A 3,519-nucleotide genomic window follows, 5' to 3' on the forward strand; every position below is an offset into this window, starting at 1 on the left:
TAAAAATCCTTAAAAGAATTTATCTATTCTTTTAATTCAGCAACTTTTTCTACGATTTCAGCTACAGCAGCTTCAGCGTCACCAGCATCAACAATACATGCGGAAGCAGTACCAACAGTTAAACCAGCAGCTACGCCAACTTGTTCTTTGGTTGGTAAGTAAACATAAGGAATTTCTTTTTCATCAGCTAATACCGGAATGTGTGCAACGATTTCAGCAGGATCAACATCTTCTGCGATAACAACTAATGCTGCGTCTCCTCTTTCGATGAATTTGGTTACTTCGTTAGTACCTTTTGCTACTTTACCGGTAGCTTGTGCGGTTTCTAATGCTTCTTCAGCTTGTTTAGCTAATTCTTCTGGTGTATCAAATTTTACATAAATGTTTGCCATAAAATATACCTCCTTTTTCATCTGGCTTTGCCATCCATCGGCATATATTATAATCCATTTTGAATCATAATATTATTTGATTATAACTATAGAATACTCTAATATAGTTATTAATAATACTAATTCTTGAATAATTCATATATCACTAAATATAATCCCATAAGAAAAAATAGGGGGATTAGACTTTCAATACAAATACTTCTGAATTTCATATAATTTTTAGCAAAACTAAAAATAAAAATTTAGTAATTAATGAAATAATTCTAGAGAACTAGACAATATTAAATTAGTCAGTATAGTATATAAATGTTTGTAAAAAATAGGCAAAATTAGGAATTTTTGAAATGAAAAAATAAATTAGAAATAAAAAAAAGTAAAAGTGATAATAAAAATTTATTATCAAGAAAATGGTATCAGCAAATCTATTTGATTGCTAATTTTACATCTTCAGCTTTTACAGTTTTTCTGCCTGCGTGGCGAGCAAATCCTACAGCTTTTTGTGCGATTTCGTTACCGTAGTCTTCGATAGCTTCGGTTAAAGCGATTTTAGCGTCATCACTTACTCTTTGTGCACCAGCATTTTTGAGGACTCTGCCTACAGGAGCAATTGGTAATTCACTCATATTATACACCTCACATTTAACTTGTTAATAATTAATTTAAATTTGCTTATATATAAATCTATTGGTGTTACATCGGTGATTTTTGATAAATTAACCATAACATACCATGATAAATTAACATAAATAGTGAAGTTAATATCTTCAAGAATGTTTTTCATACATGACCACAAATAAAAAAAGTAAAATTTTTATTTGAATATAATGGAATTAAAAGAAAAAATAAAAAGTATAAGAGATTTAAAGGAAAATTTATTTGTTCATCAAAATCTCTCTTAAAGTATCAATATCCGCATCAACCTGAGTAGGTTGAGTACATGCATCAATAGCAGTGTTAGGATCTTTAAGCAAGTGTCCAGTCACTACACAAGTGATTGTTTCACCTTTGTCAACTACACCTTCATCAACAAGTTTTTTAAGACCTGCAATTGATGCAGCTGAAGCCGGTTCCACACCAATACCCTCGGTTCTTGCAAGTAACTTTTGTGCATCTAAGATTTCATCATCAGTTACTGTTTCTGAATAACCGTTTGAATCATAGATTGCATTCAATGCTTTGATGTCACTTACCGGAGCACCAATACGTATTGCTGTTGCAATTGTTTCCGGATTTTCTACAGGTACAACACGTTTGTCTCCTTTTTTGAATGCATTGGTAACAGGACATGCGCCTTCCGCTTGGATACCTGTCATCATAGGAAGATCCTTAATGAATCCTGCATCATAAAATTCTTTTACACCTTTCCAGATTGCTGAAATGTTACCTGCATTACCTACAGGCAGAATAATCCTATCAGGAGCCTGCCAACCTAAGTCACGAACAATTTCATAACCTATGGTCTTTTGTCCTTCAAGTCTGTAAGGGTTGATTGAATTTAATAAGTAAAGATGTTTTTCTAATGCAAGAGCAGTCATTGCTTCAAGAGCTTCATCAAAATTACCGTTGATTGACATGACTTCCGCACCATGGAACATGGCCTGTGCCAATTTACCTAAAGCAACTTTTCCTGAAGGTAAAAATACAATACAACGTAATCCTGCACGTGCTGCATATGCTGAAAGTGAAGCGGATGTATTACCTGTTGAAGCACAACCTACGGTATGGACTCCGAGTTCCATAGCCTTTGTCATTCCAACAGTCATTCCCCTGTCCTTAAAACTTCCTGTAGGGTTGGAACCTTCAACTTTCACATACAGGTTTACTCCGAGCTCTTCACCTAACTTGTCACATTTGCAAAATGGAGTTCCTCCTTCATCAAGTGAAACAATTTTGGATTCATCTACCGGAATACATTCCTTGAATTTCCATAAATTATCTTTTCTACCATCAAAAATGTCTTTAGAAACATCTATTTCATTGACGAGTTCTAAAACAGATCCACACTTTTCACAAGTATAGATCACTTCATCGTCATCATATTCTTCTCCACAAGAAACACATCTTATCATAAAAAATCACATGTATATTTTTTAATTAATTTATATTTAAAATTTAAGTCAAAATTGAATATAAAAATTCTGCAATTGGCAATGTCAAATAGCTTTCAAAAAATCCTGCAATCGCCATAAGTATTGATGCGATTATAAGCAAAATCACCGCCTGCTTTAACTTGACACTACTGCTTTCAAATGATACGCTTAACATCTGCTTCACAGTGGCGTTGTCCTGCCTGAGCAATGTCTTTAAAAACAGATACAGGAAATTAAAAAGCACAAAACCTGACGCACAGGCAATGATGCATGATGAAAACTCAAATATTCCATGAGGCACAATCAGAAGGAATGTTTTAAGAAAATCATCATTGGCTGCAAGATAGTAGCCTGCAAAAAAACCATTGAAAGCAAGTATAACCGCTGAAAAGCACAGTATCAAACCGTATAAGAACATCTGAAATACGATTTTGATATTGTTTAAAAAGATGCTTTGAAACGTAATAGTTATGACACCAGTTTGTACCTTATGAGTCAGATCCTCAACAACAGGATTAAAAAAGCTGTACAGGTATGGCTCCAGCACATATCCCAAAACAATGGAAATGAAAAAAATAGCTATTGCAGATACAACAGCCAACCTGTTTTCGGTAAATGCAAGCTTTACATCATCCAACATCATATCAGTGTCTTAGCAATTTCAGCTGCTTCTACCTGCTTTTCATGAAGGTCATCCATGAATTCTTCCATTAACTCTGCTGTCCTTACCTTACAGTCCCCACATCTGAGGGTTCCATTCAGACAATCATGTCTGATTTGCTCAAGCTCCTTGTCGTCATCAATGAAATGATACAGAAGCATTTCATAGATAACACACTTATCGACCTGTCCACCCAGTTCCTGTTGCTCTTTAAGGGACTCTCTTCCACCTGTTTTTGCAGATTTAACCTTTTTAACAGCAGTCTTTGTATCGTCATTAAGATATATTGCAGTGTTCGGCTTTGAACTGCTCATCTTGTCACCGGTCAAACCGGTCAGGAACCTGTGATATGTTGAAGCGGGAGAGACGAATCCTT

The 3,519-nt window shown here is 34.8% G+C and carries 4 protein-coding genes and 1 pseudogene; all 5 read right to left on the reverse strand.

Annotated elements, in window-relative coordinates:
* Positions 1 to 23: 23 nt before the first annotated feature.
* Positions 24 to 392, reverse strand: a complete 369-nt coding sequence (gene rpl7ae / locus QZV03_RS11130; RefSeq protein WP_292801797.1) for a 50S ribosomal protein L7Ae — start codon at positions 390 to 392, stop codon at positions 24 to 26.
* 422 nt (positions 393 to 814) lie between these two features.
* Positions 815 to 1,015 carry a histone family protein gene (locus QZV03_RS11135; protein WP_292886231.1) on the reverse strand — a complete coding sequence of 67 codons (201 nt, stop codon included), beginning with the start codon at positions 1,013 to 1,015 and terminating at the stop codon, positions 815 to 817.
* Between the two features lie 249 nt (positions 1,016 to 1,264).
* Positions 1,265 to 2,461, reverse strand: a complete 1,197-nt coding sequence (gene thrC, locus QZV03_RS11140) for a threonine synthase (protein ID WP_296876791.1) — start codon at positions 2,459 to 2,461, stop codon at positions 1,265 to 1,267.
* Positions 2,462 to 2,504: 43 nt separating this feature from the next.
* Positions 2,505 to 3,122, reverse strand: a complete 618-nt coding sequence (locus tag QZV03_RS11145) for a stage II sporulation protein M (protein ID WP_296876792.1) — start codon at positions 3,120 to 3,122, stop codon at positions 2,505 to 2,507.
* Positions 3,122 to 3,519 (reverse strand): annotated as a pseudogene (locus QZV03_RS11150) (tryptophan--tRNA ligase); the annotation flags it as partial. The gene QZV03_RS11145 and the pseudogene QZV03_RS11150, both read right to left, overlap by 1 nt.

This window comes from uncultured Methanobrevibacter sp. (assembly GCF_902788255.1).
Taxonomy (GTDB): Archaea; Methanobacteriota; Methanobacteria; order Methanobacteriales; family Methanobacteriaceae; genus Methanocatella.

Bases quoted from the DNA above. Each gene is read 5' to 3' on its own strand.
- QZV03_RS11145 (WP_296876792.1), bottom strand. From the start codon at position 3,122: ATGTTGGATGATGTAAAGCTTGCATTTACCGAAAACAGGTTGGCTGTT.
- thrC (WP_296876791.1), bottom strand. From the start codon at position 2,461: ATGATAAGATGTGTTTCTTGTGGAGAAGAATATGATGACGATGAAGTG.
- rpl7ae (WP_292801797.1), bottom strand. From the start codon at position 392: ATGGCAAACATTTATGTAAAATTTGATACACCAGAAGAATTAGCTAAA.
- QZV03_RS11135 (WP_292886231.1), bottom strand. From the start codon at position 1,015: ATGAGTGAATTACCAATTGCTCCTGTAGGCAGAGTCCTCAAAAATGCT.